23 protein-coding genes are annotated in these 26479 nt (G+C 55.6%); 8 read left to right on the top strand and 15 right to left on the bottom strand.

From position 1 onward, the window contains the following. Nucleotides 1-4: 4 nt before the first annotated feature. The 4 genes from O5O45_RS31030 to O5O45_RS31015 all read left to right on the top strand — a co-directional run bounded on the left by O5O45_RS31030 (nucleotide 5) and on the right by O5O45_RS31015 (nucleotide 6480). Nucleotides 5-1966, top strand: a complete 1962-nt coding sequence (locus tag O5O45_RS31030) for a methyl-accepting chemotaxis protein (RefSeq protein WP_305903107.1) — start codon at nucleotides 5-7, stop codon at nucleotides 1964-1966. 131 nt (nucleotides 1967-2097) lie between these two features. Then, nucleotides 2098-5553 (top strand): hybrid sensor histidine kinase/response regulator, encoded by a 3456-nt coding sequence (locus O5O45_RS31025; protein ID WP_305903106.1) that lies wholly within the window; start codon nucleotides 2098-2100, stop codon nucleotides 5551-5553. Next, nucleotides 5550-6035, top strand: a complete 486-nt coding sequence (locus tag O5O45_RS31020; protein ID WP_305903105.1) for a hypothetical protein — start codon at nucleotides 5550-5552, stop codon at nucleotides 6033-6035. Before O5O45_RS31025 ends, O5O45_RS31020 begins: the two co-directional genes overlap by 4 nt. Further along, nucleotides 5989-6480 (top strand): chemotaxis protein CheW, encoded by a 492-nt coding sequence (locus tag O5O45_RS31015; RefSeq protein WP_305903104.1) that lies wholly within the window; start codon nucleotides 5989-5991, stop codon nucleotides 6478-6480. Before O5O45_RS31020 ends, O5O45_RS31015 begins: the two co-directional genes overlap by 47 nt. A 90-nt stretch (nucleotides 6481-6570) precedes the next feature. On the opposite strand, the gene O5O45_RS31010 is transcribed toward O5O45_RS31015, so the two are convergent. From O5O45_RS31010 to O5O45_RS30950, 13 genes are all read right to left on the bottom strand, one after another. Next, on the bottom strand, nucleotides 6571-7989 hold the full coding sequence (locus O5O45_RS31010; RefSeq protein WP_305903103.1) for an ABC1 kinase family protein: 1419 nt from the start codon (nucleotides 7987-7989) through the stop codon (nucleotides 6571-6573). Between the two features lie 33 nt (nucleotides 7990-8022). Beyond that, nucleotides 8023-9021: a lipoyl synthase gene (gene lipA, locus O5O45_RS31005; protein ID WP_305903102.1), complete on the bottom strand. Its 999-nt coding sequence runs from the start codon at nucleotides 9019-9021 to the stop codon at nucleotides 8023-8025. Then, nucleotides 9014-9682 carry a lipoyl(octanoyl) transferase LipB gene (gene lipB / locus O5O45_RS31000; RefSeq protein ID WP_305906263.1) on the bottom strand — a complete coding sequence of 223 codons (669 nt, stop codon included), beginning with the start codon at nucleotides 9680-9682 and terminating at the stop codon, nucleotides 9014-9016. Before lipB ends, lipA begins: the two co-directional genes overlap by 8 nt. Nucleotides 9683-9709: 27 nt before the next feature. Further along, a complete protein-coding gene (locus O5O45_RS30995) occupies nucleotides 9710-9985 on the bottom strand; it encodes an HP0495 family protein (RefSeq protein WP_127968676.1) in 276 nt (91 codons plus the stop codon). Nucleotides 9986-10123: 138 nt separating this feature from the next. Then, entirely contained in the window at nucleotides 10124-11284 is a 1161-nt protein-coding gene (locus O5O45_RS30990; RefSeq protein WP_305903101.1) for a D-alanyl-D-alanine carboxypeptidase family protein, read from the bottom strand. A 139-nt stretch (nucleotides 11285-11423) separates the two neighbouring features. After that, nucleotides 11424-12305 (bottom strand): septal ring lytic transglycosylase RlpA family protein, encoded by an 882-nt coding sequence (locus tag O5O45_RS30985; protein WP_305903100.1) that lies wholly within the window; start codon nucleotides 12303-12305, stop codon nucleotides 11424-11426. After that, nucleotides 12259-13317, bottom strand: coding sequence for a lytic murein transglycosylase B (mltB, locus tag O5O45_RS30980; RefSeq protein WP_305903099.1), 1059 nt, complete (start codon nucleotides 13315-13317; stop codon nucleotides 12259-12261). Before mltB ends, O5O45_RS30985 begins: the two co-directional genes overlap by 47 nt. 52 nt (nucleotides 13318-13369) lie before the next feature. Beyond that, on the bottom strand, nucleotides 13370-14521 hold the full coding sequence (gene rodA, locus O5O45_RS30975) for a rod shape-determining protein RodA (protein ID WP_305903098.1): 1152 nt from the start codon (nucleotides 14519-14521) through the stop codon (nucleotides 13370-13372). Between the two features lie 98 nt (nucleotides 14522-14619). Continuing rightward, entirely contained in the window at nucleotides 14620-16485 is a 1866-nt protein-coding gene (gene mrdA / locus O5O45_RS30970; RefSeq protein WP_305903097.1) for a penicillin-binding protein 2, read from the bottom strand. A 284-nt stretch (nucleotides 16486-16769) separates the two neighbouring features. Next, complete coding sequence (rlmH, locus tag O5O45_RS30965) at nucleotides 16770-17240, bottom strand: 23S rRNA (pseudouridine(1915)-N(3))-methyltransferase RlmH (protein ID WP_305903096.1); 471 nt, start codon at nucleotides 17238-17240, stop codon at nucleotides 16770-16772. Nucleotides 17241-17280: 40 nt separating this feature from the next. Further along, on the bottom strand, nucleotides 17281-17634 hold the full coding sequence (gene rsfS, locus O5O45_RS30960; protein WP_305903095.1) for a ribosome silencing factor: 354 nt from the start codon (nucleotides 17632-17634) through the stop codon (nucleotides 17281-17283). A 106-nt stretch (nucleotides 17635-17740) separates the two neighbouring features. Next, the gene (gene nadD / locus O5O45_RS30955) at nucleotides 17741-18400 is read right to left on the bottom strand and encodes a nicotinate-nucleotide adenylyltransferase (RefSeq protein ID WP_305903094.1); all 660 of its coding nucleotides are present in this window, start codon (nucleotides 18398-18400) and stop codon (nucleotides 17741-17743) included. Between the two features lie 30 nt (nucleotides 18401-18430). After that, nucleotides 18431-19687 (bottom strand): glutamate-5-semialdehyde dehydrogenase, encoded by a 1257-nt coding sequence (locus O5O45_RS30950; protein ID WP_305903093.1) that lies wholly within the window; start codon nucleotides 19685-19687, stop codon nucleotides 18431-18433. Nucleotides 19688-19809: 122 nt separating this feature from the next. Between O5O45_RS30950 and O5O45_RS30945 the strand changes: the two genes are divergently transcribed. The 3 genes from O5O45_RS30945 (at nucleotide 19810) to O5O45_RS30935 (ending at nucleotide 23436) form a co-directional block, all read left to right on the top strand. After that, a complete protein-coding gene (locus O5O45_RS30945; RefSeq protein ID WP_305903092.1) occupies nucleotides 19810-20814 on the top strand; it encodes a GGDEF domain-containing protein in 1005 nt (334 codons plus the stop codon). Next, complete coding sequence (locus O5O45_RS30940; RefSeq protein WP_305903091.1) at nucleotides 20804-21790, top strand: GGDEF domain-containing protein; 987 nt, start codon at nucleotides 20804-20806, stop codon at nucleotides 21788-21790. Before O5O45_RS30945 ends, O5O45_RS30940 begins: the two co-directional genes overlap by 11 nt. A gap of 212 nt (nucleotides 21791-22002) precedes the next feature. Then, nucleotides 22003-23436 (top strand): bifunctional DedA family/phosphatase PAP2 family protein, encoded by a 1434-nt coding sequence (locus O5O45_RS30935; protein ID WP_305903090.1) that lies wholly within the window; start codon nucleotides 22003-22005, stop codon nucleotides 23434-23436. A gap of 25 nt (nucleotides 23437-23461) precedes the next feature. On the opposite strand, the gene O5O45_RS30930 is transcribed toward O5O45_RS30935, so the two are convergent. Next, nucleotides 23462-24043, bottom strand: a complete 582-nt coding sequence (locus O5O45_RS30930) for an LON peptidase substrate-binding domain-containing protein (RefSeq protein WP_305903089.1) — start codon at nucleotides 24041-24043, stop codon at nucleotides 23462-23464. Between the two features lie 218 nt (nucleotides 24044-24261). Here O5O45_RS30930 and O5O45_RS30925 point away from each other — a divergent pair, with 218 nt between their 5' ends. Next, nucleotides 24262-25119: a potassium channel family protein gene (locus tag O5O45_RS30925; protein WP_305903088.1), complete on the top strand. Its 858-nt coding sequence runs from the start codon at nucleotides 24262-24264 to the stop codon at nucleotides 25117-25119. Here O5O45_RS30925 and O5O45_RS30920 read toward each other — a convergent pair. Beyond that, complete coding sequence (locus O5O45_RS30920; protein ID WP_305903087.1) at nucleotides 25116-26381, bottom strand: HDOD domain-containing protein; 1266 nt, start codon at nucleotides 26379-26381, stop codon at nucleotides 25116-25118. The two genes, O5O45_RS30925 and O5O45_RS30920, sit on opposite strands and share 4 nt — an antisense overlap. Nucleotides 26382-26479 lie beyond the last annotated feature (98 nt).

Here is a 26479-nt window from a genome sequence, read left to right as displayed (position 1 = left end):
TATCATGAAATTGAACCGTACTTTTTCTCTCAGCAAACTCAGCGTCGGACAACGACTGTTGTCGCAAACGCTGGTTATGGCGTTAACGCTGGTGGTCATCGGATCACTGGCCTTCTTCGCCCTGACCTATGCAAGAAACTCATCCGAGAAACTGCATAATCAGGTCAACGAAACATCACGATTGACGCATTTGATCAACACCCTGCAGGAAGGCATGGTGGACACCATCAACAGTCTGAATACCGGTGTGGTCACCTGGGCGGATGCTGACGCCAGACTGGCGTTAGCCCGCAAGCAGTTTGAATCGGACTGGCAGGCTTTGAGCGCCTCCACGTCCAATCAGGGCGGTGAACAGCAGTCCGGCTTCGCCGACATGCAGAAAACCGTTTCCGGCGTATTCACCGCCTTCGACCAGTTCAAAGCCATGGGCGGCAACCAGTCCCGCGCCGACCTGGAACTGTTCCTGTTGAACGACTTGTCTGAGTATATCGGGCCATTCAACGACGCTTCCACCGCTTACGCGGACCAATTGACCCAACAAGCGCAGGTCGCGTTTGAAACCTCCGAAGGCGTATTGAATGTCGCCCTGATCGCCGGCTCAGCCATTATTCTGCTGAGCTTAGGCGGCGCTATCGGTCTATCGCAGTACATTCGTCGCTCCATCCTGCGTCCGGTCAACGTCATCGCGGAAACCGTGGACAAGGTCAAGCAAGGCGATTCCGAAGCCCGCACCGCCCTCACCGGCACCGACGAGCTGGTTACGCTGGGTCAGGCCCTCGACCAGCTGCTGAACGAGAAAGTGGCGACCTTGATTCGCATCGAAAGAGAAAACGATGTCCTCAACAACTCGGTTATCGAACTGCTGGAAGGCACCTCCAAACTCAGCGATCGCGATCTCACCACCAAACTGACTGTACGCGAAGACATCACTGGGCCGGTTGCAGACGCCTTGAACCTGGTTACCAAGGAAACCTCCGAAGCACTGGGTAAAATCCGTTACGTCAGTAACCTGGTCAGCGCCTCCAGCGTCATGGTGGATGAGCAGACCCGCAAGGTTGTCGGCGTCGCCGATCAAGAGCGGCAACTGATCGAGCAAACTATCCAGAAACTGGATAGCGTGGCCAAACACATGGCGCAAATCGCCAAGTGGTGTCAGTCCTGTAACCAGATTGCGCAAAGCGCTTCTTCTTCCACTGACAAAGCCTATGAGGCGGTAGGAAATACCGTCGAGAGTATGGACGAAATTCGCGACTCCATCAGCGAAACGGAAAAACGCATCAAGCGTCTGTCAGAACGTTCTCTGGAGATCAGCGGCATCATCGACATCATCAACAGCATCGCGGAACGTACTCACGTACTGGCCTTGAACGCCAGTATGCAGGCGGCGGCAGCAGGTGAAGCCGGTCGCGGATTTGCGGTGGTTGCAGACGAGGTGCAGCGTCTGGCGGAAAGCTCACGTAACGCCACATCCCAGATCAGCAGCTTGATTCGCAACATCCAGACCGAAACGGCGGATGCGGTGGACACCATGAACAACAGTATCACCCAGGTGGTCAACGGTTCTAAACGCGCCACCCAGGCCGGTTCTCAGATGCAGGAAACGCAGAAGACCACCCGCGAGTTGGTAACAGCGGTAGAGAAGATCGCGCAGAACTCTCTGGCCCAGGCCAAAGAAACCCAGAATGTGTGTCAACAGGCCGGCGAAATCGAAGCCAGCACCCGCGTCACCGACATGGAGCTGAAACGCCAGTCCTTGCACACAGAAAGACTGCGTACTGCTTCTGGAGTACTGCAACAAACGGTGGAATTGTTCACCTTGCCGGCTTCCGTCTCCACCAATATCCGGATACCGGAGCTGTCCACGGAGTCGCTGGAAACCAGCGCCTCCGCGCCAAGCAAGCTGATGATTCCCAGCGCAGGCGCACCGGCGAAAGAAGAGCCGGGACGCCTCAAGCAGGCCAGCTAGGAAGTAGGAGGATTGCGGCTGACGCCTTCGCAAGATGCGCCAGCCGCCGGGAAAAGGTTGCTGTTTAAACCTGATGTTTGGCGCGCTCCCCCGGGAGCGCCCGCAACCACTAACCAGGATGGATTCCGTCTATGCACAAGCAAGACCCTGTTTCACCCACCGTCGAACTCATTCGCACCTTTACTGCGGAATTGGAGGACGTGGCGGCGACGCAACGGACCGTCGATGCGGAATTAGTCTTCGCCGCTCTGGAAAACGTCAATGACGCTTTGGAGATGGCGACCATGCCGGAATTGCAGGCGCGCCTGCAACGCCTGTATGCGAACATCGCCAGCGACGGCCCCAAAGACCCGCGAAGCAATGAAACCATGCCGAATTTCCCGGTTGAGGCGAAAAAGGTCTGGTCCATCATCGATTGGCTGCACAGACTGGAACCCCTGGCGGAAGAACAATTATTACTGCAAGCGCAGCAAAACGCCGCCGGCCCCGATAGTTGGAATGACTATGGTCCATCGCAACCTGAGGGCGCCGCTGCGGACACAACCGCCTCCACCGAGACTATCCCCTCAATGGAAGTAGCGGAAACAGACGACGCCGACGAGCTGGTCGCGGAAGTCTATGAAGAAGATTTCGCCGACATTGCCACTGAACTCAGCGCCCCTTTGCCAGCGATGGATGTGGCGGAAATCACGGAAGACGAACCGGAAATAACATTCGACCTTTCTGATTTCACGCCCCCCTCTGACCTCCCCGAACCTCACCAGGAAATTCTGGCGTCGCTGTGGGAAGAAACCGCCGCCCTGCTGCCGGAGTTCGCCAAGCAGGCGGTAAAAATGCGGGATTCGATCAAAGCCCGCCATTGCTATTGCGAGCTGCTGCAAACCCTGGGCGAAACCTGCGCCTACCTGGGATTGTCCGGCTTGCAGCTGCTTTTCGATATGGTGGCGATTCGCCTGCAATCCATCGATCAGGTGGATCCTGAATTGGCGGATTTACTGGAACAATGGCCCGCCTTGCTGCACGAATACCTGCAAAGCGGCGCCTCAGAAGAAAGCTGCCTGTGCCTGATGCAGTTTATCGACGACGCCACCTGGGGCGAACGTCTGGACGAAGAGACGCAGCAAGCGATTCTGGAAAATCTGGTGGACTTCCAGCTCAGCGACGACGAGTTTATGGACGAGGCGGCGGAAGACGCCGTGTTAACCCCTGAAGATATCTCCCTGGTTCCATCGGACGGCGCCAACCAGGAGGTATTCCAGGCGTTTTTGCTGGACTCGCCCAACCATACTCATGCGTTATTCCACGCGCTGTCCTCCCTGCATGGCGATCTGGCGGACAAGAAAGCCTTTCTACAGCAGGCTCAGCGCGCCAGCCACACATTGAAAGGCGCCGCCAACCTGATCGGCATCAAAGGCGTCGCCAACATCAGCCACGCCATGGAGGAAATATTCGAAGCCCTGGCGGACGGCAAGGCGGAGTGGAGCGCAGAAATGAAAGACATGCTGCTCAGCGCCGCGGATTGCGTCAGCAGCATGATCGATCATCTGCTGGGACGGGATCAGCCGCCGGAAGACGCCCTGCCCCTGCTCAACGCGCTGGTGCACTGGCGTTCTCCAGAAAAAGCCGAAGCCGCCTGGGCGGCGATGCAGGAGCATCATGTGGAAACGGACGTCGCCGCCACGCCAGTGGATGACAAAGTGGTGGCGCTACCGTCTCGCGATAACACCGCTGACCGCGCGCCGGCCGCGCCTGTACAGTCTGCGCCGGAAGAAGCAACGGCGCCCGCGCAGCAACAGTTCGCCGCCCCTCAGGACAACGCTGGCCTGGAGCAGCTGTTGCAGTTGGCGGAAGAGATGAGCATCAACACCGTACAGGCGCAGGAACTGTACAAGCGGGTGCAGATCACCGGTTTTGACCTGAAAGGCCATGACACCCGTCTGAACGAGACCCGTCTGGAGCTGGAAGGCCTGATCGACAGCCGCAGCATGGCGCGCAAACTGCGCCCGGACAGTGAACATGCGCTGGATCTCGACCCACTGGAGATGGACCGCTACGACGATATGCATCGCTGCTCTCACCAGCTGTTCGAGGCGATCGCCGACGTACGCGAGCTGAACCAGAAACTGCAGGACCAACTGGCCATGATGGACGCCCTGATGCGTCAGCAGCATCGCCACATCGACACCTTGCAACACCAATTGCTGTCGCGCCAACGGGTTGCCGCGCAAGTACTGAGCGGCCGCCTGCAGCGCTGTGTGCGACAGGCCTGCCGCGCCGCCGGCAAACTGGCCGATCTGACCATTGTCGGCGAAGACATTCAGGTGGACCGTGAGTTGGTAGAGAAGCTGGCCGACCCGCTGATGCACTTGTTGCGTAATGCCGTCGACCACGGCATCGAAGACGAACAAGAACGCATCGACGCCGGTAAGTCCGGGCAAGGCCTGATCAGCCTGAACTATCGTCAGGACGGTCGCTTTCTGGAAATCAGCCTGAACGATGACGGCCGCGGCCTCAACTTCGACAGTATCTACGAGAAGGCCAAGCAACGGGGTCTGCTGCCCGCCGATGGCGGACGCCCGGACAATCAATCATTGGCGCAGCTGGTCTGGCTCCCCGGTTTCAGCACCAAAGACAAAGCCACCCAATTGTCCGGTCGCGGCATTGGCATGGACGCTGTACGCAGCCAGGTTGAACTGCTTGGCGGTACGGTTCGCTTCAGCTTCGATAGCGAAGGCGGCTGCCGGCTGCTGATCCGCGTGCCGGTGAAGGAAATCACCCAATACATGTTGCTGGTGCTGGTGGGCGCACAACGCTTCGCGCTGCCCACCGCCGTGCTGAAGCAGATTCTGCCGACGCACACTGGCGAACTGGAAGAAGTAGCCGGCAAGCCCTATCTGGAATACGACGGTCAGCTTTACCCTTATATCGATCTGGCGCAGCGCCTTTACGGGCAACCTGCACCGGAAGGCGCCGGCAAACCGGTGGTGATCGCCGAACTCAACGAGCGCACTGTGGCCATCGCCGTGGACATGCTGCTCACCGGCGAACAGCTGGTCGTGCGGACGCCAGGTAAATTGATCCCCGGTCTGCGCGGCGTTTTCGGCCTGACCATCCTCGGCGACGGTTCGCTGGTGCCCGTGCTGAACCTGTCGGATCTGTTGCAGCAGAATCAGTCCAAGCAGGCGTATCAAACCGCTCACATCATCACCGAGAGCCAGGTTGATTCCCCGAAAATACTGGTAGTAGACGATTCCCTCAGCGTCCGCAGCACCCTCAAGCAGTTGCTGCAGGACTGCGGCTTTGAAGTCGTCACCGCTAGCGATGGCCTCGACGCAGTCGAGAAACTGCAGCACATCACTCCCAACCTGTTGTTGGTGGATATGGAAATGCCGCGCATGGACGGACTGGAGTTGACCCGACACCTGCGTCAGCAGCAGGACTGGGCCAACATGCCTGTGGTTATGCTGACCTCACGCAGCCACGAAAAACATCGTAGTCTGGCCCACAAGGCCGGGGTGACGGCTTACGCCACGAAGCCCTACAACGACAACGAGCTCATGGATACCATCAGGGAGTTGCTGACATGATTGGAGAAAAGTCGAGCTTAACCGCGTATTACTCACTGGTCGCCGCGGGCAGGACCTTGTATCTGCCCGCCAGCGACATTCTTTATCTGGCGGGCAAGGAAGAAGTGCTGGATATAGAACACATTCCATGCATCCGTTTTAACGGCGAGCTGTATCCCGTTTACGGATTTCGCGAAGGGTTCATTCCTCAGCCCGGATTACAGGGCGGCGATTCCCGCGCCGCCCTGATATGCAGTCCCGAAAGCGGGACCGAACCGGCGCTGGCGCTGTCCTGCCGCGCTATTTATAAGCTGCGCGCCAATCACCGGCCGCGTCGCCTGCCGGACTTCATGGTCGGCTCCAGCCCGATCGAAGGCGTCCTGCGTCACAACACCGGCTGGGAGTGCTACACCAGCGCCCATCAACTGATCGAATACTTTGAGAAGGCATTACGCTATGAACTCCCCCAATTCCAATTTCAAAATGTTCGTTTGGTTAGCTGACGCCGGCGAGCGCCAGAATATCGCCTTCGTCGCCGATACGCTTTGCGAATATCTGCAGGATGTGGAAGTGCAGGATTTGCCCACTTCCGCACCGAGTTGTTCGCATGTAGTGGAGTGGATGGGGCATGTGGTGCCGGTGTTTCGTCTTCGACCCAGCAATAGCAATGAGCATGTCAACGTGGTGGTGCTGCGCGCCGCCGCCAATCATGAAAACGGCTATATCGCTCTGGAAACCCGTAACGCGCCGGTGAAAGTGGAGATCACCGACGATCAATTCGAAGCATTTAACGCCAACGAACGCCCTTTGTGGCGGGAGGCGCTGATTTCGGGCTTTGTCCGCGACGGTGAATCCATTCCCATCGTGCACCCGGATTTGCTATGCGCCAAAGGCTTTGTCAGCACCGCTAACTCATACTTCATTAAACATTTGCGCCTGACGGCGTGATGCGCTTCCTGGCTCCCGCGTTCTATTTTCAGGGTGGACGACGCGGGGGCCTTTTTTACGCCTTTGACCCGTCCTGAACAGAGTTGAAGACTAAACGCCTTGCGCGGCGGTATGCGGATAGAGGTAACGTTCGAGAATAGCGCTGCCGTTGAACTCCGCATCCAGCACCGAAACAAAGGTGTAAACCCCTACCAGCTTGCGATTGAGGAAGACGAACTCCTTCGGTGGAATCTGGAAATAGCGGTTGATCGCCGATTTTGCCGCGCGTTTGGCGATACGGGTCGGCAGGTCGCTGCGACGCCAGCAGTATTCCTTATCCGCATTCAGAGCGAAATCCGGGACATCCTCCGCGTCCGCCGCCAACGGCTCCAGCACCGCCATACAGACTTTGCCGAATTCATCAAGCACGCTGGTCGGCCAATCCCGACGCATGAAGCGCAGTTTCACCGCTCCTTCGATGACCCGTTCAAGATCCCGTTCATAGGAGGCCCGGATCATGTCGCACACAGGACGGATAAAGGAATCCGGGTATTTCTGCACAGCGCCGAAATCCAGCAATACGATGCGGTCCGGCTCGCCAGTGTTAGCGCCGAGGCGAATGCGATAATTGCCGAAGTTGGGGTCAGTCTGCAGCTCGCCCCAGACAAACAGCTCGCGGAAGAATAATTCCAGAGCCGCCTGCGCCAGATGGTTGCGACGCGCCAGGGACAACTCCTGCACTTGCGCATGGGTGACGCCCAGGCCCGGCTCATAGGATGTCGCCATGACATGGGAAGTGGAATATTCGGGGAACACCTCGGGAACGACAAAGCGGTCATCGTCTTTGAGCATTTCGCCGAAGCGGCGGGTGGTTTCCAGCTCAAGACTGTAATTCACTTCCCGGTGCATCATGACGCGGACTTCTTCCAGCCACTCGTCGAAGTCAGGGCCGAAGGATACCATGCGGGCGACCTTCAACAAGCGGGCGACGGAATCCAGATCCGAATCCACCGCCTCCGCAACGCCGGGGTATTGAATTTTTAGACATAGCTCCCGGCCATCGGACTTGCGTCGCGCCCGATGCACCTGCCCCAGCGAGGCGGCGCCGATAGGCTCATGCTGAACGTCCAGCTCTTTGAGCTTATCCGCACCCAACTCCTGTAACAGTACCTGATGAATTTTGCTCCATCCCAGAGCGGTAGTGCGGTCTTCCAGAGTATGCAGGGCTTCGGTCACTTCTACAGGCAGGAAGTGTTCGCCGTACAACGCCATGACCTGGCCGATTTTAACGACGCTGCCTTTAAGCTGTCCCAGCTCCTCCACCAGATACTGAGCCTGGCGGGACAGCGCTTCGCGACGGCTTTCCTCACGTTTTTCACGGGACTTGAACAGATTGGCGGCCATATTGCCCGCCAACCGCGATCCCGCGACCAAACCCGCCCGCGTCAGGCTGAGGCGTCGTTCAAAGCTTCCTGTCTTGATACGATCAACCTCCCGGGCATTGTTCTTGGCGTCTGGTTTATCACTCATGCCGCATTCAATATTCCCTTTAACCGTTCCGCGTCAGGAGATTTTCTCGCCGGCGGCCTGCTTGTCCGCGTGATAGGAAGATCTCACCAACGGGCCGCTCGCCACCTGTTTAAAGCCGATTTCGTAGCCGTAATCCGCCAGTTCCTTGAACTCGTCAGGATGTACGAAACGCACGACCGGCAGATGGTCTTTGGAAGGCGCCAAGTACTGGCCCAAGGTCAGCATATCGGTATTGTGCGCGCGCAGATCTCTCATGACCTGCTTCACTTCTTCAATCTCCTCGCCAATACCCAGCATCAGACCGGATTTGGTCGGCACATCCGGCGCGGCTTCTTTGAAGCGCTTCAGCAACAACAATGACCACGCATAATCAGCGCCGGGACGCGCCTGCTTGTACAAGCGGGGCACCGTCTCCAGGTTATGGTTGAACACGTCAGGCGGAGACTCGCGCAGAATATCCAGCGCCACGTCCATGCGCCCCCGGAAGTCAGGCACCAGCACCTCAATTTTCAGGTTGGGACTGTATTTGCGGGACTCGCTGATGCACTGGGCGAAATGCCCTGCACCGCCATCGCGCAGATCGTCGCGGTCCACAGAAGTGATGACCACGTACTTAAGATTCATTTCAGCAATGGCCTGCGCCAAATGTGTTGGCTCGTTTTCGTCCAGTGCGTTGGGACGGCCATGGGCGACGTCACAGAAAGGACAACGGCGAGTACAAATGTCGCCCATGATCATGAAAGTAGCGGTGCCATGGCTGAAGCACTCGCTCAGGTTAGGGCAGGACGCCTCTTCGCAGACAGAATGCAGATTCAGCTTGCGCAGCTTTTGCTTGATGGCTTCCACGCTGGGGGAGGAGGACAGGCGCACCCGAATCCAGTCCGGTTTTCTGGGCACAGCGTCAGTGGCGATAATCTTGACGGGATTGCGGGATACTTTATCGTAACCGCGTAGTTTGACGCCCTGCTCCACCCGCTTGACCGCCGCTTTCGGCGCCTCAGCCAGAGAACCTTGTACATTGGTTTCACTCATCTCCGGGTAACCCTCTCTGCTCTACAACTGATTGGAAGCCCGCTGCGCGGACAAATTGGCTCAGCCACGCATCGGCGACTGATGCCCAGCTCACATCCGGTACGAATTCTTTTATCTGCGTCATCCGCAATCCCTGATAGCCGCAGGGATTAATGCGCAAAAAGGGCTCCAGATCCATATCCACATTCAAGGCCAGACCATGGAATGAGGAACCGCGCCGAATTCTCAACCCCAGGGACGCTATTTTCGCGTCTCCCACATACACGCCGGGCGCGTCTTTGCGGGCATGGGCTTCGATACCATATCCCGCCAGCGTATCCACCAGCGTGTTTTCGATCATTGTCACCAGATCTCGGGCGCCCATTTTGAGTCGCCGCAGATCCAAAAGTAAATACACCATTAGTTGGCCGGGACCGTGGTAGGTCACCTGGCCACCGCGATCCACCTGCACAACCGGGATATCGCCGGGAAACAACACATGCTCGGCGTCGCCAGCCTGTCCCTGGGTGAATACTGACTCATGCTGCAACAACCAGACTTCGTCGGTAGTCTCAGCGTCGCGCTGCTGAGTAAAGTCCTGCATCGCCCGCCAAACCGGCTCATAAGGCATCAGACTAAAACGCCGCACGATCAACGTCTGTGTCGACGCCACAGCTTCCATCTCGACAGGGTCCTGCTGCGTCACGACTTACAGCACCATTTGCACAGCGCTGTGCGCTTTCAGATCCAGAAACAGGCGACGAATATGCTCTTCGCTCTGGGCCTGAATGCTAAAGCGCAATGAAAGATATTTACCGTTGCGGCTGTCGAGCACGTCAATCGAAGACGCATCAAATTCAGGCGCATGAGCGCGTACAATTGTCGCCACGGTTTCCTGAAAATCAGGCCCCGCCACACCGATGACTTTCAACGGATAGTCGCAAGGAAATTCAATTTTGGGAGCCTCTTTTTGGCTATCGGTCATGAGAGCACCTTTAACAGCAACCAAGACAAACCGCCTGGGTTAAAAATGAACAAAACCTCTGGTCGCCACGCGGCCAGAGGTTTGCTTATTATACGCTTTTACAGGGCGTTTTGGCTCGCCCTTGTCCCGGCGTTTGCGTTATTCAAATAATCCCATAAAGAACAGCACGATAGCGTGCCAGATGCGCTTGAAGAAGCCCGCCTCTTCAACCGCTTCCAGAGCCACCACCGGCTTCTCCAGCAGCAACTCGCCGTTCAGCTTAAGAGTTAGCTTGCCCAGCTCCGCGCCCACTTCGATCGGCGCTTTAATAACTTTATCGATATCGACGGTGGCTTCCAGCGCATCTTTTTTGCCGCGTGGAATAGTCACTACAATTTCTTTGCTCAGGCCAAGCGGAACCGTGTCAGCGGAGCCAGCCCAAATATCGCTATCCACCAGCTTTTGTCCGGCGGAATACAGTTTGTGGGTTTCAAAATAACGGAAACCATAATTCAACAACTTCAGCGTCTCGCGAGCGCGGGCTTCTTCGCTCTTGGTGCCCATCACCACACTGATCAGACGCATGCCGTCGCGCACGGCGGAAGACACCAGACAATATCCAGCCTCTTCCGTATGACCGGTTTTCAAACCGTCTACAGACTTGTCGCGCCACAGCAACAGGTTGCGGTTTGGCTGGCGGATGTTGTTGTAAGTAAAGTATTTTTCGGAATAGATCGGATACTGATTAGGAAAGTCGTTGATAATCGCTTTCGCTAATTTCGCCAAGTCATGCGCAGAGGAGTAATGATTCTCCGAAGGGAGGCCCGTGGCGTTTTCAAAATTGGTGTTGTTCATGCCCAGACGCTGCGCGTGCTGGTTCATCATGGAAGCAAACGCGTCTTCACTGCCGGCGAGAAACTCCGCAACGGCGACGCTGGCGTCGTTACCGGACTGAATGATAATGCCCTTGATCAGATCGCCCAGACGAACGCTGGTGCCTTCGCGCACAAACATTTTTGAGCCGCCGGTTTTCCATGCTTTGACGCTGATCGGCGCTTCGTCGTTGAAGCTGACGTTGCCCTGGTCAACTTCGTAATCCAGCACATAAGACGTCATCATCTTGGTCAAACTGGCGGGGGGAAGACGTTCTTCAGAATTTTTCTCAACGATAATGGCGCCGCTTTCAGCGTCCATCAGAATGTACGAAGAGGCTGCGATTTGCGGCGCCGAGGGTATCAGGGAAGCTTGGTCCGCCCAGGCTGCGCTGACGGCCCAGCACAGGAAAAATGCAATATAAACTCGCATCCTTGGTAATGACATGATTGGTTCTCTGGCTTTTACTTGGATTTGTGTGTGATTAGGTCGCGGTTTTGCTGCTGAATAGTAACGGAAAGCCGGGGTTAATTCACCCCGAACTAAAACACTGTCGCATTAACTTGCGGTAACCCGTAACGCGGCTTTAAATGCTGGGATTATTCAGCGCCCGCTTGATCAGCATGGTTTCCGGATAGGCCGCGCGCTGCAGAATATCCAGAAAACGAGCAGCCTCTTTCTCTTTGACGAACGGCCCCACTCTTACCCGATAAATAGAGCCTGCATCCGGTTTGCTGACAAAGACCGGCGCATCCAGCAGTGAGCTGATATGGTTGCGAACTTTAATTGCCCCCAGCTCCGAGCTGAACGCCCCTACCTGCAAAAAGTATCCTTCCGCGGCATCCGGCGTCGGAGCCGACGTCACAACCGGCTTGGAAGTCGCCGCGTGCGCCACCTGGGCGGGCGTTGTCGCTTCCGTCACCACTTCCACTCGCACGCGTGCGGTGCCTTTCTTGTCATAGCCCAGTTTTTTCGCCGCTGCGTACGATAAATCAATCAATCTACCACCGTGGAATGGGCCGCGATCATTCACCCGCACAATCACGCTGCGGCCATTTTCCAGATTGGTCACCCGTACATAAGTTGGCAACGGCAGGCTTTTATGAGCAGCGGTATATTCATACATATTGTATGTTTCACCGTTGGACGTTTTATAGCCATGAAACTTGGTTCCGTACCAGGAAGCCACGCCTTCTTCCACATAGCCGTCGCTGGAGTTCATTACATAGTAGGTTTTACCCCAAACAGAATAAGGGCTCTTATTACCGCCACGACTACGCGGCTCTTTACGGGGAGTCGGTTCTTTCAGGTGGCTCAGGTCCACGTCGCCGTCCGGTCCCCGGTCGTGTTGAATATGATAGCGGGAGGAAGGCGTCGTGGAGCACCCCGCCGCCAGCAAGACCATCAGCAACGCCAGGGCGTTAAGCCCCAGTCGCGTCCGTCGGCCCGTCCGTATTGCTCGAATCATCGTTTCGTATCGCCTCACTGAGTTGGAACACCGCCATGGCGTATAAATCGCTGTGGTTATAGCGGGTTATCACATAAAAATTCTGTAGCCCCAGCCAATATTCCTTGCCGGATTCCGCCTCCAGCGCCATCAGTCTGGCGCGAGTTTTATCATCCAATGTTGCAGGGACGGGCACGCCTGCTTTTTTTAACTTACCGACGCTATGCGCCGGTTTCTGCTTCTTCGGCAGCAGCGATGCTGGCGGAGCTTTATTCATCTCGACCTGCATAGCAACGTCATCCCCCTTACGCCAGCCGTGCCGCGCCAGATAATTCGCCACGCTGCCAATCGCATCTATCTTGTCAGTCAGAATATCTGCAATCTTATCGTCATTAAAATCAACGGCATAGCTGCGGTAACTGCTAGGTATGAACTGCCCATACCCCATCGCTCCCGCGTATGAGCCGGTCAAGCTCATGATATCGAAGCCCTGCTCCCGTCCAAGCAACAGATAATGCTCCAGTTCGCTGCGGAAGAATTTGCTGCGTGGCGGGTAATCAAACGCCAGCGTCGACAAGGCGTCAATGACTCGATAACGCCCCTTATGACGACCATACAGAGTTTCTACGCCGATGATCGCCGTAATAACCTGCGCAGGAACGCCATATTCCGCTTCAGCCCGAAGCAACGCGTCCTTGTTCTCCTTCATAAACTGCTTACCGCCTGCAATACGCTGATCGGTGAGAAATATCCGGCGATAATCCTTCCATTCCAGCACTTTCTCCGCCGGCCGCTTCATTGCGTCGATAATTTCCTGTTTTTTTTCCGCTCCTGCGAAAATCTGCTGCAGCTGCGTTTTATCAAAGCCATGTTTGGTCGCCATACTGGCGATAAATTTCTTGGCTTCAGGGTGAGATTTATATGCGACGCTTTCTTCCGCCGCATTCACTGCGCTTGCCCCCAATGCACTAAACATAAGCATCGCCAACGCGGACTTTTTTATTCTTTGCGGAATGTCATTCCAGGATTGCATAGATCCCCTTCGTCTCGGAGGCGCCCCCGCTACGCGGGACGGCCTTGTGAGTTTATCTGGACAGCATTTTCTTATGAGTATGAATCGACATCAGTATGCCGAACGACGCCATCAAAGTAAGCACGGACGTACCGCCATAGCTGACCAATGGCAAGGGCACGCCGACGACGGGCAGAATACCGCTCACCATGCCCATATTGACGAAAACATATACGAAAAACGTCATGATCAGCGATCCCGCCAGCAGACGGGAAAACGTATCCTGACCGTTAGCTGCAATATACAGCCCGCGACCTATAATCATCATGTACAGCGTAAGAATACACGCCACGCCGATATAACCGAACTCCTCAGCCAGTACTGCGATAATAAAGTCCGTGTGGCTCTCCGGCAGGAAGTCCAGATGGGACTGAGTGCCTTCCAGCCAGCCTTTGCCTCCAAAACCGCCGGAGCCAATCGCCGTTTTGGACTGAATAATATTCCAGCCAGTGCGTAAAGGGTCCGACTCGGGGTCAAGGAACGTCAACACCCGCTGTTTTTGATAGTCGTGCATGACGAAAAACCACATCGCCGGCGCCAGCGCCGCAACGCCCGCCAGACAACCGAGAATCCACCGCAGCCCAAGCCCTGCAAACAGCAACACAAAAACACCGGACGCGGCGATCAGAATGGCCGTTCCCAGGTCAGGCTGTTTAGCGATCAAGGCAGCGGGCACAAAGATAATAATCAGCGCCCCAATAATATGCTTAAAGGACGGAGGGAGAATACGGTCCGACAGATACCAGGCCACCATCATCGGCACCGCCAGTTTCATGAATTCAGATGGTTGCACCCGTACGCCGACGCCTGGAATTTTCAGCCAGCGTTGAGCGCCCTTGGCGTCGCTACCGACCGCCAATACCGCTACCAAACCGGCCAATCCGAGAAAAAACACCCAAGGAGCCCAACGACGAAACACTTGCGGATCAAATCGGGCCAGAATAAGCATCAGAGTAGAGGCGACAGCAAAGTGAATGCCTTGCCTGGCCACATCGGACATACTTTTCTCACTACCGCTGTACAGCACGAACAAACCGCCAAGCACCAGAATCAGCAGCAGAGTGAATAGCGGAACGTCGATGTGAAGAATGCTGGCGAGCGTACGAGGTCGGCTGAAATGCGCCTCACCGCCGGGTAACTGCCTTACGAAATCGCTGCTTTTCATATCCCAAGTATCGACCTGCGTCTCCCGACACTGGTCGGGACGAATGTTTATAGTAATAGTCGCTACGGGAATTACCCGCGCATCAATACAAATCTAGTTCAGGGCGAGGCCGCCTGCATCTGGCCTGGCTCCAGTTCAGGCCCGACCAGATGAGCGTCAAACATCTTGCGCGCCACCGGCGCAGCAGCGCCACTGCCTCCACCGCCATTTTCAACCAATACAGCTACGGCGATTTTGGGGTTATCCACTGGCGCAAATCCAACAAAAAGCGCATGGTCGCGGTGACGTTCAGCGATGGCTTCCGCATCGTACACGGCATTCTGTTTGATGCCGATCACCTGCGCCGTCCCGGTTTTCCCGGCCATTTTATAGGAGGCGTCCTTACCGCTGGAGCGGGCGGTGCCGTGGCGACCATGCATGACGCCTTCCATCGCCTTGATTACATAGTTCCAGTACCACTCCTGCTTGAGCGTGACGTCAGGAGGCGACTCAATATCCGTCACTTCGCTTTCATTAATTGTCTTGATCAAACGGGGACGCACCCACTTGCCTCGATTAGCCAGCACCGCCGTGGCCGTGGCCAACTGCATGGGCGTGGAAAGCATAAAGCCCTGACCAATTCCCATATTCAACGAATCCCCCGGGAACCAGGGAAGCCGTCGCGCCGCGCGCTTCCATTCCCGTGAGGGCAAAATGCCGTCCTGAGCTTCGTCGATGTCGTAGACTAACTGTTCGCCAAAGCCGAACTTCGCCATATAGGCGTACATATTATCGACCCCCATACGGAAGGCCATGTCATAGAAAAAGACATCGCAAGATTGCTCGATAGACGCATTGAGGTCCACCCAACCATGCCCGGAGCGCTTCCAGTCTCGATACTTGCGGTCGTCGTTTTTAAGTTGGTACCACCCTGGATCCCATACCCGTGAGTTGACGTTGATGATTTCTGTATCCAGTCCCGCCAACCCAAGAAACGGCTTGATGGTGGAGCCGGGTGGATACTGTCCCCGCAGCGCACGGTTAAAAAGAGGAATGTCCGGTGAATCCTGCAGCGCTTTATAAGTCGCGGAGTCGATACCGGTGACAAACAGGTTAGGATCAAAACTGGGCGTACTGACCAGCGCGAGGATTCCGCCAGTAGAAGGCTCTATCGCCACAACGGCGCCTCGTCTGCCATCCAGCGCTTCGATGGCGGCGCGTTGCAGATTGACATCCAGATACAGTGAAATATCCGCGCCAGGGGTTGGCGCAACACGATCCAGAACTCTCAGAACGCGCCCCCGCGCGTCAGTCTCCACCGTCTGATAGCCAACGGAACCATGCAGCAGGCTCTCATAATGGCGCTCCACGCCAAGCTTACCGTAATACTGAGTGCCGCTGTAATTGGCGGGGTCGACCTGTTTCAATTCCCGCTCGCTAATGCGGCCGACATAGCCCAGAACGTGGGCCAGCGTGTCGCTCAACGGATAATAGCGGATCAACTCCGCCTCGACTTCAACACCCGCAAGTCGGTGTCGGTTCACGGCGATGCGAGCGATCTCCTCCTCCGTCAGCCGCGACTTCAGCGTCACTGACTCATACGGACGCCTGCGCTGCCCCATACGCTTGCGGAACGACTCAACATCATCTTCCGTAATCTCAAGGAGGTCCTGTAACTCCCCAATTGTAGCGTCCAGATCTTTTATCCGTTCTTTCACCAATGTGAGGGAAAATGTGGGCTGATTATCCGCCAGCAAAACACCATTGCGGTCATAGATCAAACCGCGAGTGGGCGTGATGGACTGCAATTGCATGCGGTTACGGTCAGAAAGGGTCTTATAGACTTCGTGCTGGCTGATTTGCAGGTAGTAATAGCGGGCGAACAGCGCAAGACTCAGGGCGATCACTCCCAGAGCAGCCCAGATGGCACGTTGGAAAAAAATGCGTTGCTCGCGGAAGTGGTCTTTCAGCTCTCGGGAAGCCATGGCTCTATGTGGTCAATACCGTCAGTTGCTGGTTATGTCAGGCTCCGCCGGTAGATATTATTCTGATCGCGGACGCAGGCGCTATTATCTTAGTCCTATCTATCCGAGGACGGTACTTACTATCTTTCCATTTTTCCCATACTTACCCTCTTATTCTCATTTTTCGAGGTGAGGCCAGGAATCTCCTTAGTTCGGGGTTAAAGCCCAATCAGGGTCAGGGCCGTCGATACGGCCCGCCCGCTTGATCACCCCCGCCTTGATCAGGTCTGACGTCGCTATGACGATCACTCCCGGTGGTATGGATGCCCTTGCAATATGGTCCAGGCCCGGTAAAGCTGCTCTGCGAGCAGCACTCGAACCAGCGGATGCGGCAAGGTCAGCGGCGACAGCGACCATTGTTGATTCGCTCTCGCTCGACACGCATCGCTCAGCCCGTCCGGTCCCCCCACTAGCAAAGCGACATCCTGACCGGACATACGCCAGCGCTCCATTTGTTGAGACAATTGAGGGGTGGACCATGGCTTGCCTTCGACTTCCAATGCGACGACATGATCGCCGGAACCCAGCGATTGCAGGATGCTCTCTCCTTCCTGGATCTTGAGCTTTTGCGGGTCCGTGTTTTTTTGGCGCCTGGGCATGGGGATTTCGAAGAGCTGCAAGGGCATGTCACGAGGCATACGTTTAACGTACTCGTTATAACCCTGCTCAACCCAGCCAGGCATTTTACCGCCCACTGCGATTAGCTTTATCCGCACTGTAATTCTTTAATCGTCAATAAATACTTTATTGCCGGAATTACATGTGATGCGACATGGATTCCGCCACAGGCGAATCGCGCCAGAAGCGCTCCAGGTCATAAAACTCCCGGGCCGACGGCAGCATGACATGAACAACGATATCGCCCAGGTCCACCAGGATCCAATCCGACGCCGAGCCGCCTTCAGAGCCCAGCGGACGACCGCCGTTGGCTTTGACTTCAGCAATGACGTTATCCGCGATGGACTTAACGTGACGATTCGAAGTTCCGCTGGCGATGACCATGTAGTCCGTTACGCTAGTGCGGTCTTTTACATCCAGCACGGAAATATCTTTTGCTTTGATATCTTCCAGTGCCTTAATGACTAACTCTTTCAGATTTTCAGTCTCCATAACGCCTCATAGAGGGGGGGTTAAAGAATATTTAAATAATGCGGCGCCCACCGCCCGCAAGCGGTTTCCGATAACTGTCGCGTTGCTAAGATTAAAGGAAAGCGCCCTAGGCATTCACAGCGCCATACAGACGATGCTGGCGAATATATCGCCACACCGAATCCGGTAGTAAGAAACGGGGGGATAGGCGCAAGCCGATCAGCTCACGCACCTTGGAACTGGAGATTCCCATTTGGGTAAGCGTAATGAACCCAACCTTTCCGGCAGGCTGGCGTATCAGGTCGTTATTGCTCTCTGCGGAGTGCTGACGCAAAAATTCTCCCAACTCACCTTGCTCACAAAATGACCAACCCGGTCTGTTAACCACCATTATATGGGCTAATTGAATAATTTCCAGCCATCTTCGCCATTTTGGCAACGATTCGAAGGCATCCGTTCCCATAACGAATATCAAAGGCCGTAGATTTCCCACTTCCTGACGCAGCTCCAACAGTGTATCCACCGTGTAGCTGGCGCCGGTTCTGCGCACTTCAATTTCGTCAATGCGCAAGCTCGGCTCTCCTTCCAGCGCCAGCCGCAGCATCGCCAGGCGATGTTCCCCGGACGCTTTGGGTGCGGCGCGGTGACGCGGATCGCCACAGGGAATCAGGCGCACTTCAGCCGTCTCGCCGAAGTGCTGCTGCAATTCCAGCGCCGTACGCAAGTGACCGAAGTGTATGGGATCGAAAGTGCCGCCGAGCAGCACTATAGGAGAATGTTCCTGCATGATCAGGTAGGAAATCTTTCCTCGCGCCCGTTACTGCCGAATTTGGCCATCTCCGAGCACCACGTATTTTTGTGAGGTCAGACCTTCCAACCCGACAGGACCGCGCGCGTGAATTTTATCGGTGGAAATGCCGATTTCCGCGCCCAAGCCGTATTCAAAGCCGTCAGCGAATCGTGTGGAAGCGTTGATCATCACCGAGCTGGAGTCCACTTCCGTCAGAAAACGACGGCCTTTGCTGTAGCTCTCTGTCACAATCGAGTCAGTATGATGCGAGCCATAGTGATTGATATGAGCAATCGCGTCGTCCAGATCTTCAACGACTTTGATCGCCAGAATCGGCGCCAGGTATTCCTCGGACCAGTCCGTCTCTACTGCGCTCAGCGCCTGCGGCAGGATTTCCCGGGTCCGCTCGCACCCGCGCAATTCAACGCCTTTATCGGCGTACGCCTGGGCTAACTGCGGCAATATGGCAGCAGCGACAGGCGCATCCACCAGTAGCGTCTCCATGGTATTACAAGTGCCATAACGCTGAGTTTTCGAGTTAACCGCAATCGTCAGGGCTTTATTCAGGTCCGCATCGCGGTCGATAAACACATGGCAGACGCCATCCAGATGTTTGATGACGGGCACCCGGGCTTCGCGGCTGATGCGTTCGATCAGCCCCTTACCGCCACGAGGGACGATAACGTCTACATAGTCAGGCATGGTAATCAGTTCGCCCACCGCGGCCCGGTCCGTCGTTTTGATCACCTGCACCACCGATGCCGGCAAGCCCGCGGCTTTCAGGCCTTTCTCAATGCAAGCAGCGATCGCCTGATTGGAGTGAATGGCTTCGGAGCCTCCACGCAGAATAGTGGCGTTGCCTGACTTTAAACACAGACTGGCCGCTTCAACGGTTACATTGGGACGAGACTCATAGATGATGCCCACTACACCCAACGGCACGCGCATTTTACCAACTTGAATTCCGCTGGGGCGATAGTTGAGGCCCGTGATTTCGCCTACTGGGTCCGGCAGCGCAGCAACCTGATGCAAACCTTCGATCATGGCGTCGATACGGGCTGGCGTCAGTTCCAGACGATCCAGCAACGCTGCGTCCAGACCATTCGCCCGGCCGGATTCCAGATCCTTGCCGTTAGCGGCCATCAATTCTTCTCGCGCGGCGTCGATAGCTTCCGCAGTAGCGATCAGCGCTTTGTTCTTGACGCCGGTGTCTGCTTTAGCAATCAAACGGGACGCCGAGCGGGCTTCGCTCCCCACTGCGTGCATGTAGGCATTTATATCCATGCAGTCTAAGACCTCTGCTTGGTATTTCCGAAACATGATGTAAACTGGCTATTATACATCAGCAAATGCTGAATAATACTGACAACTTATACTCAAATCCCCGATGCATAACATAAAACAACATGACGCCCGTTGAGCTAAACAACCAGCTGCGCAGTAAAGCTTATTCTCTCGCAGCGGTAGTCGCCGCACTTCTGGCGCTGGGCGCCGCACTTTTTGCAGAGTGGTTGATGGCTGGCGTCGCCGGCGTATTTGCTGGTCTGTTGCTGGCTAACGGCAAGCTCAATCAACGCCATGGAGAGCAGCCTGCCCCGTTATGGTTGTCCCATGTCATCGTGATATTTCTGGTGCTCATCACCCTGGCGGCGATGGTACGCTTTCCGGGCACCGCCGAGCAATGGTGCTACATTGTGCCGCTGATCGCCTTTCTGATTTATCGGATTCAAGTGGCGACGATTGTCACTTCCGCCTACTCCATCGCATTGGCGCTGGCGCTTATCGGCTACTATCAAGGGCCGGAAAAAGTGCAGATCTTCTTCATCTATCTATTAAGCCTGGCGATGTCTCTGGCTTTTGTATATCTGCGAGAAATCAAAGAGCAGCAGCTCAAACCGTTACGCCGCACCGATAATCTTACCCTGGCCTCCACCCGCGAATACCTGACTCAGGACCTCGACAAGGAAATTCAGCGCAGCGAGCGGGAAGGCACCGACCTGTCTATTCTGGCGTTGAGCATCGACAGCAACTCCCTGGAGCACGCCTCCACAGACGATAAAGATCACATCCTGCACAGGCTGGGCCGCATGTTGCACGAAAACCTGCGCCTGTTCGACAGTTATTATCGCTATGAAAACGTGGATTTCATCATCCTGCTGCCCCACTGCAACTCCAGAGAGGCGGCGAAGAAGGCGTCGCAGCTTAGAGTGAAAGCCAAACAGGCGCTGAGCACGCGTGAGATTACGGTCACCGTCAGCCTTGGGCTGGCGACGCTCAATGTGGGCGATACTCCGGAAACCCTAATCGCCAACGCTCGACGCGCGCTCACATTCGCCCGCAATAAAGGCGCGAATCAACAGACTGATTTCCTGGAAATGGAATCTGAAGGAGGAGCGACACTTGCTGGCTGAGTCCTATCTACGCACCCGTACGCGCATCGCCTTATACCTGGCGACGCTATTCCTGCTGTTGTTCATGTCCGTGCAAAATGTGCGCTATGGCTTGTATGACCTGTTTTATATGAGCATCCTGCTGGCGCCGGCGATGCTTTTCGGAGCCATTTACGCCTGGGCTCGGCGCAGCGATTTGAACGCCTATGGCGGCCATCTCGCGGTGCTGACGGTCATGCTTGTGGTAGTCGCACTGCAGCTAAGCAGCGGCCAAAAGGCGATCGTTCATTGGCTGTACGGCATCGGGCTGTTCAGCTTTCTGCTTCTCCCCCTGCGCCCCGCCTTTACTTTCAATATCGTCACCCTGCTTATCAGCAGCGTCGCCCTGTCATACAGCGACTCCTTCTACAGCACGCTGCGTTTCGCCACCAGTTATGCGCTGTTAGTCGGCTTGGCCGGCGTTTACGCCTATTTGTATCACCATAAATCCCGTTTTCTGGTGCATGCGTCCATCAAGGACCCGCACACCGGAGCCTATAACCAAAAGCATTTGGAGTTTTCGCTCAAGCAGGAGATTTCTCGGTCGGAGGCCACCTCACACCCCTTATCTCTGGTGGTACTGGAGATCGACTTTTTCGACCAGCAACGGGAAGTGCAAGGGCAGAATTTCATTAATGAACTGCTTTCTCAGTTCGGAGCCCAGCTTCTGCAAATGACCCGGGCTGGCGACAGCATCTACTACGTCGACAACGGCCGTTTTTTCATTATGCTGCCGATGACGCCGGAAGAGGGGTTGCTAGTGATCGCGGAGCGCTTACGCCGTAGCGTGGAGGAGCGCACCTGGCCAATCATCGACAGCCTTACTGTCAGCGTAGGCTGCCTGACGCGTAAATCCGGGGAAACGGATGATCAGGCGCTTACAGACCGTGCGCTGACCGCCTTGAAACAGGCCCAACAGTCTGGCCATAACCGCGTGGTGCTAAGCAAGTCCAAATAACCGAGGCCCTTTCGCCGCCAGGCAATTAAGCCACAGGCCTTTGTTCTCGTCTGCTAAACAAGCCGCGAGGAAGCCAAACATTACCAGTCTTTCAGGGCGGAAAGTTAGAAAATCGGCCGCCTGCAGCTTAAAATAGCCCGCCGAAAAGCGTTTTCCTGGAGATACTTGCCACAGGACGATGCGCCAATAGATTCAGTTGCAAAGGAAACACTGTGTCTCCGAACTCTCTTCTCATTTGGGTGCAACAACATCCTGACTGGTTAGCCATCGCCGTCTTCCTCGTGGCGTTTCTGGAATCCCTGGCTATCGCCGGCATTATCATTCCCGGTGTCGTATTGCTGTTCGGTCTCGCGGCGATTTGCGGCGGCGGCGCGCTGGCGCTGCAATGGACAATCATCGCGGCCTTTTTAGGCGCAGTTTGTGGCGATGGCTTGAGTTTCTATCTGGGTAAATACCTGGATGTCCGCGTTCGCGGGCTGTGGCCTTTATCGAAATACCCAGACCTGCTGACGCAAGGAGAAAGCTTCTTTCAGCGCCATGGCGGCAAAAGCGTCATTATCGGGCGCTTCATAGGCCCTGTCCGTCCAGTCATCCCCCTGGTAGCGGGGATGCTCAATATGAGCGCGCGCCGCTTCTTTGCCTTTAATCTGCTGTCCGCTCTGGCCTGGGCGCCCTTTTACGTCGTGCCCGGCTTTCTGGTCGGCGCCGCTATCGATACGCGCACGCCATTGCCTCCGCATTTCTACCCGGTATTAACCGTTGTCATTCTTGTCCTGGTGAGTCTGGCCAGCTTATTCACACAGTTTCATTATCAATTGCGTCCCAGCGGCAAACTGTACCGCACCCTGCTCCGTTTCGGCGCTAAGCGTCCGGGGGTTGGTCGTTTATGGTCCAACAGCTACAGTCTCCGCAGCGGCGTCAAAGAATATCCCATCAGCTCCTTTCTATTGGGCTCCTGCGCATTGTTGCTTTTCATACTGTGGACGTTGTTGGTGATGAACACCGACGCGGTGTCGCACTTGAACGCCTGGATCGCGGAAAACATGCAGCGTCTGCATACTCCTATTCTGGATTACCTTTTTATAGGCTTGACGCTACTGGGCGATCCCACATTTCTATACATCGCCTTCGGCTTCTTCGGCCTCTTGTTGCTACTGCAGAAAAACCTGCGCCTTATGTTGTGTTGCGTTGGCGCGGGCTTGGTCACCCACGCCGCCACTACCGGGCTGAAACACTGGTTGCAGGTTGCACGGCCGGAGGCGCTGTTGGCGCCTGAATCTTTCGCCTATCCAAGCGGCCATACCAGTGGCGCAGTACTGGTCTACGGGCTGGCGACATCTATGCTGGCGAGGGAGTTCAGCCCGCCGCGACGCTGGCCGATTTATATTTCCGGCGCGATGGCCGCCTTGCTGATAGCGTTCAGTCGTCTGTATCTGGGCGTACATTGGTTTTCGGATGTCGTCGGCGGCGCCTTACTGGGTCTGACAATCTGTGGCTTCGCCCGGGTGGCGCAGAGCCATTTCGACAGAACCCCGATGTGGCGAGGCAGTTGGCGTTATGTGCTGCTATTTGGATTTGTTATGGCGGCGTGCGCCTATCTTGGCTGGACCATGCCGGAAACCGTCAGCATTCAAATGCGGGGATAAGACAGAAATAAATGGGCAACCTGGGCTACTCCGCCAAGGCATGGATCAGGTAACGGATTTGCTCAAGGCGATAGACAGGGTCATCCAAAGTCAACAGGTACTGTTTATCCTCCATCGCCAACGGCAACAGCTCCACCAGACGCCATCCCACATCACGGGCGTCATTAAAATCCACGCTCATGCCCAGCGCCTGAATGACAGGATGACGCAACAGGTCTCCCAGAAGATCCGCCAGCTCAGAGTATTGATCCGGCGTTTCTATCGGCGTCTCCAGACCTAACGCCTCAACTTTCGCGACATATAAACCATCGCTTTGTCGATGCGCGTGGGAAATGCTCACTTTACACTCGCCTTCTGCGGTAATCCCTAAAAAGCCGTTCGGCAGCTGCTGGAAGTCGACGACTCTAGCGTAAGAGCCGACATCAAAGAAGGTGCATTCTCCGCTCGCCTCCTTGCCGTTTTTGATCAGCACAATGACAAACCCTTCGTGAGACTTCAGGCAGCGGCTGATCATAGACAGATAACGTTGTTCGAAAATCTGCAGCGGCAACCGCCCCTTCGGGCACAGCACGGAATTCAGCGGAAATATCGGGAACTCTTTCGTCATTATCGCAGTATCCACCCCGTTAAGCCGGGGAACAGCGCCAGTCTGTTCGCCTTGCGTCGCTCCTTACGCGCCAAAGCGGCCTAATCTCAGATATTAGTCCGCCTATGTGAAATGGCAAGTTACTGAAACAAAAGGCCCTGACTTGTATCGCCACGCTGACTATATTTGTTTCATAATCATGAAAACAACGCACTAAGCAGAGTTAACTCAAATCCAACATGTCTTTATCCGACCGTCTCCCCATCGTCACCGGCCTCGCCGGCGTCTCCGCCACCGAGAACTCACGCGCCAGATTCTGGGGGCAGATTCTGGAGTGGCCGATGATGATGCTGGCGATCTGGATTATTATCGAGTGGTATTTACAGGCCAACGATGAGTTGTCCGGCGACGCGCTGCTCATTACTGACTGGCTGATCTGGGTTTTCTTTATCGTAGAGACCCTCCTGCTTACCGCCCTGGTGGACAAAAAAACCTATTATCTGCGCAATAATTGGGTCAATTTGATCATCATTCTGTTCGGCTGCCCGCTGATCTGGTGGTTTTCGCCGCTGGCCGGCGCGTTACGCACCCTGCGTTTGCTGGTTATGTTCAGCCTGTTGCTGCAGATTTCCGGCACTGCGCGACGCCTTCTATCTCGTCACAACCTGGGCAACACGCTGTTTATTGGTTTTATCGTGATTGTCATGGCGGGGTTTATCATCGCGGGACTGGACCCGGCCATTGAAACGCCCTGGGACGGAGTCTGGTGGGCCTGGGTGACGGTGACGACGGTCGGCTATGGCGATATCGTACCGACCAGCACGGTCGGCAGACTGTTCGCCTCCTTTTTGATTCTTCTCGGCATGGCGTTGTTTTCATTACTGACAGCAGGTTTTTCCGCCTTTTTCGTTTCCCAGGACGAAAAGGATCAAATACGCCGCGACCTGGAAATTCTGAACAAGCTGAACGACCTGGAAATGAAGATGGAGCGGATGGAGCGCCACATTACCGTGTTAGCGGAGGAAGTTAACGTCAAAAACAATGGTCGTTCCGATGCATCGGAAGACCCGGACCCGCAAGAAACGCCAGACGTTTAGTCCGTCAACAAACGCCTCACGCTGTTTATTTCTTCTTCCGCCATTTGCAGCACCTGGAGACTACGCTGCGGCGATAATTCACCCAAAGCCAATTTATGGAAGGCGGGAACCTGGTCCAGTGGCGGAATGGAGCCATGCTCAGGCTTACCAATGTATGAATGTATCTGCGCCACAATCACCAGATCCGCATAAGTAGGCGTTTCCTGGCCGGAGTCGTACATGTAGTCTTCAGCATGACGCGCCGCCGCCACGAAAGCGTCAGGGAACTCCCAGCTTTCCAGCAAAGCGCAACCGATTTCCTGCCGCAGCTCCATAATCAGAGTTTCCAGCATATCCTCGTGAGTCCGCAGCGCCGGATGTTCTTCCGCATACATGATCACCGGCACCACGCCAATGTCATGGAGAATACCCGCCAACAACGCCTGCTCCGGTTTGATGCCCGGCGTCATGCGCGCCAGCACAAAAGAGATCGCCCCGACATCGGAGGAGTGTCGCCACAGCTTGGTCATGCGTTTTTGCAGCATGACGTTCTTGCTGCGGAAGATTTCCCGCAGCGTGAAAATCGTGATCAACTGCCGCGTGGTGTCCAGTCCCAAGCGCACCACCGCGTCCTCGCAGCACTCAATTTCCTTGAAGCCTCTGTACAAGGGGCTGTTGGCGGAACGAATCAATTTCGCCGTCAGCACAGGATCTCGTACGATCACCTTGGAGATATCGTTGAGGTGAAAATTCGGTTGTTCGGTGACATGGCGAATACGCATCGCCATGTCGGGCAGACTTGGCAAGGTCAGCCGGTGCGCATTCAGGTCCTGATAGAACGAGGTGATCAACGAATAAGCGGGATGTTCCGTGCGGTCCACCTGCGACACGCCTTCGCCAATCTGGTAATCCAGCGGCGCGTCCTTGAGCATTCGGGTCAGGGTCGGCTGGTCCACCACCAGCATCACACAGGGCGACTTGGCTTTGACCTCATAGCGACGAGGCTGCAAATGCGCGATGGGTTGGCGGGCCGCCTGAGACGCTGCGGCGATCAACGCAGTACGCCCATCTTCCGCCGTCAGCGCCACTTCGCCCTCCAACAGAAAATAGTCATAACTGTCCTGACTTCCCAAGTCGAGAATCTTGGCGCCTTTGGAGTAGCGTCGATAGTCCGCTCGGGAGGACAAAACCACCAACTGCGGGTCAGACAGCTTGGCCAGTAGAGAAAAGTGCTTCAGTCGCGACAAGTCTGAACTTGCCTGATCAAGGGATTCTGATGACATGGGAGGCGCATTCCGGTTGGCTCACACTCTACAGTAGCAAGTCTAGACCTATATCCAGATTGCGGCGACCTGTATCGGCAAAAGAATTTATGGGGTCA

The organism is Hahella sp. HNIBRBA332 (assembly GCF_030719035.1).
Taxonomy (GTDB): Bacteria; Pseudomonadota; Gammaproteobacteria; order Pseudomonadales; family Oleiphilaceae; genus Hahella.
The sequence above is the reverse complement of the archived record's forward strand: the minus strand, read 5'-3'. Positions and strand labels throughout refer to the sequence as shown.

What these genes read in the sequence shown, in the direction of transcription:
- O5O45_RS30990 (WP_305903101.1), bottom strand. Translation starts at nt 11,284, where the DNA reads ATGTCATTACCAAGGATGCGAGTTTATATTGCATTTTTCCTGTGCTGG.
- O5O45_RS31020 (WP_305903105.1), top strand. Translation starts at nt 5,550, where the DNA reads ATGATTGGAGAAAAGTCGAGCTTAACCGCGTATTACTCACTGGTCGCC.
- O5O45_RS31025 (WP_305903106.1), top strand. Translation starts at nt 2,098, where the DNA reads ATGCACAAGCAAGACCCTGTTTCACCCACCGTCGAACTCATTCGCACC.
- O5O45_RS30950 (WP_305903093.1), bottom strand. Translation starts at nt 19,687, where the DNA reads ATGGATATAAATGCCTACATGCACGCAGTGGGGAGCGAAGCCCGCTCG.
- O5O45_RS31030 (WP_305903107.1), top strand. Translation starts at nt 5, where the DNA reads ATGAAATTGAACCGTACTTTTTCTCTCAGCAAACTCAGCGTCGGACAA.
- O5O45_RS30985 (WP_305903100.1), bottom strand. Translation starts at nt 12,305, where the DNA reads ATGATTCGAGCAATACGGACGGGCCGACGGACGCGACTGGGGCTTAAC.
- lipA (WP_305903102.1), bottom strand. Translation starts at nt 9,021, where the DNA reads ATGAGTGAAACCAATGTACAAGGTTCTCTGGCTGAGGCGCCGAAAGCG.
- lipB (WP_305906263.1), bottom strand. Translation starts at nt 9,682, where the DNA reads ATGGAAGCTGTGGCGTCGACACAGACGTTGATCGTGCGGCGTTTTAGT.
- O5O45_RS31010 (WP_305903103.1), bottom strand. Translation starts at nt 7,989, where the DNA reads ATGAGTGATAAACCAGACGCCAAGAACAATGCCCGGGAGGTTGATCGT.
- mltB (WP_305903099.1), bottom strand. Translation starts at nt 13,317, where the DNA reads ATGCAATCCTGGAATGACATTCCGCAAAGAATAAAAAAGTCCGCGTTG.
- nadD (WP_305903094.1), bottom strand. Translation starts at nt 18,400, where the DNA reads ATGCAGGAACATTCTCCTATAGTGCTGCTCGGCGGCACTTTCGATCCC.
- O5O45_RS30920 (WP_305903087.1), bottom strand. Translation starts at nt 26,381, where the DNA reads ATGTCATCAGAATCCCTTGATCAGGCAAGTTCAGACTTGTCGCGACTG.
- O5O45_RS30995 (WP_127968676.1), bottom strand. Translation starts at nt 9,985, where the DNA reads ATGACCGATAGCCAAAAAGAGGCTCCCAAAATTGAATTTCCTTGCGAC.
- O5O45_RS30945 (WP_305903092.1), top strand. Translation starts at nt 19,810, where the DNA reads ATGACGCCCGTTGAGCTAAACAACCAGCTGCGCAGTAAAGCTTATTCT.
- O5O45_RS30925 (WP_305903088.1), top strand. Translation starts at nt 24,262, where the DNA reads ATGTCTTTATCCGACCGTCTCCCCATCGTCACCGGCCTCGCCGGCGTC.
- rsfS (WP_305903095.1), bottom strand. Translation starts at nt 17,634, where the DNA reads ATGGAGACTGAAAATCTGAAAGAGTTAGTCATTAAGGCACTGGAAGAT.
- mrdA (WP_305903097.1), bottom strand. Translation starts at nt 16,485, where the DNA reads ATGGCTTCCCGAGAGCTGAAAGACCACTTCCGCGAGCAACGCATTTTT.
- O5O45_RS31015 (WP_305903104.1), top strand. Translation starts at nt 5,989, where the DNA reads ATGAACTCCCCCAATTCCAATTTCAAAATGTTCGTTTGGTTAGCTGAC.
- rodA (WP_305903098.1), bottom strand. Translation starts at nt 14,521, where the DNA reads ATGAAAAGCAGCGATTTCGTAAGGCAGTTACCCGGCGGTGAGGCGCAT.
- O5O45_RS30930 (WP_305903089.1), bottom strand. Translation starts at nt 24,043, where the DNA reads ATGACGAAAGAGTTCCCGATATTTCCGCTGAATTCCGTGCTGTGCCCG.